General features: G+C 35.7%; 2 protein-coding genes. Both read right to left on the bottom strand.

Features of this window, described 5'->3' with window-relative positions; all coding sequences use genetic code 11:
- Positions 1-33: 33 nt before the first annotated feature.
- Entirely contained in the window at positions 34-987 is a 954-nt protein-coding gene (locus JOD96_RS22360) for a transposase (RefSeq protein ID WP_209566448.1), read from the bottom strand.
- 10 nt (positions 988-997) lie between these two features.
- On the bottom strand, positions 998-1,363 hold the full coding sequence (locus JOD96_RS22365) for a transposase (RefSeq protein WP_209566447.1): 366 nt from the start codon (positions 1,361-1,363) through the stop codon (positions 998-1,000).
- Positions 1,364-1,430: the final 67 nt, after the last annotated feature.

Below are 1,430 nucleotides of genomic sequence, written 5' to 3' on the forward strand. Positions count from 1 at the left end.
GGATCAACACGAAAACCTGTGGATTTTGAAAATTTAAGCATAAATATTAGTTAGCCTAAAAAGAAAAAATTCAATATTCCTTACTCCTCTGAATTGGGATCTAAATGCTTTTATCTTTGCATTGAAAGATTCAGCAGAAGCATTTGTACTTCTGTTGTCAAAATAATTCAGTATGGTTTGATAATGATTCATAATTGTTCGGGAGATTGTATTGAAGGACTTAAATCCGGATTGATTTACTTTTTCGTGCCATTTGGCCAGTTTGGCAAAACCAATGATTTTATCTTTTGTATTCTCGAAGATGCTGCGAAGTTCCTGAGTTAGACTGTATCCTTTTTGAATGTCTGGATACAATTCAAATAATAGTGCAGCACGTTCTATTTGGTTCGAAGTCCATTTAGATTTGTTTTTATATAAGAAATAGCGGCTTCTGGCAAGTAATTGTTTGAGTGTATCACCATTATGGAGTGTTTTGGATTCGAAATTTACATTTGTCTTTTTGGCTCTCTCCATTGCTTCGTTTTCCTGATCTATGGCTTCCCAGCGATATTTGATTCTAATTTCCTGTAAGGCTTCTATAGCTAACTTTTGAACATGAAAACGATCAGTAACACGACTTGCGTTAGGAAAGCATTTACGGGCAATTAATCCCATATTGCCAGCCATGTCCAAGGTGATTTCCCTGACCAGGTTTCTTTCTCTGAGAGGGATTTTTTCAATAACTGAAATTACTGTATCGGCTTTAGTTCCTGCAACCATAGCCACTATTGTCCCTTTTCTGCCTTTACCGGATTTATTAGTCACAATGGTATAGAGTTCGCCATTGGAGAGAGAGGTTTCATCTATTGACAAACGTTTTCCAATGTTTTTAGGGAAAACGAGCCATTTTTTAGCATGTGCCTTTTGGTCCCAAGCCTTAAAATCACTTAGGAAATCCTTGTATTGAGATTGTAAATTTCTGCCCGAAACGCCATAGAAACAGGCAATGGCATTACAATCATTTGGCCTGGAATCTATTGATTTCTTTTAAAAAAGACGCAAACTCCTGGGTTACACGAGTTCCGTCTGCTACCAAATTCCAATCTCTGAAAACTACTTTTCCGGTATCTTCATTAAGCCATCTTCTACGGGTAATATAAAGATATACCTGATGTCCACGAATAGGAAAATCCTGAACTGTTATCTCTTCAAAGAATCCTTTTGAGCTTAACTTGGAATCTCGATATTCTTTTGGAATCGAATTGATTTCTTTCAAGTACAAATGGAGTATCTCCTCTCCCTTTTCATAAGAGGTAAGCTCAAAATAATCCACTATTATTTCTGGTAACAATAACTTGAGAAGGTCAATAAAAGAATCCTGCATTTCTATGTGTTTTTAAAATACAAATATCTAGATTTTAATATTTCCCCACAACAATATGTATTGATCC

The sequence above is a fragment of the Flavobacterium sp. 1355 genome, assembly GCF_017833415.1.
Classification (GTDB): domain Bacteria; phylum Bacteroidota; class Bacteroidia; order Flavobacteriales; family Flavobacteriaceae; genus Flavobacterium.

What these genes read in the sequence shown, in the direction of transcription:
- JOD96_RS22365 (WP_209566447.1), bottom strand. Translation starts at nt 1,363, where the DNA reads ATGCAGGATTCTTTTATTGACCTTCTCAAGTTATTGTTACCAGAAATA.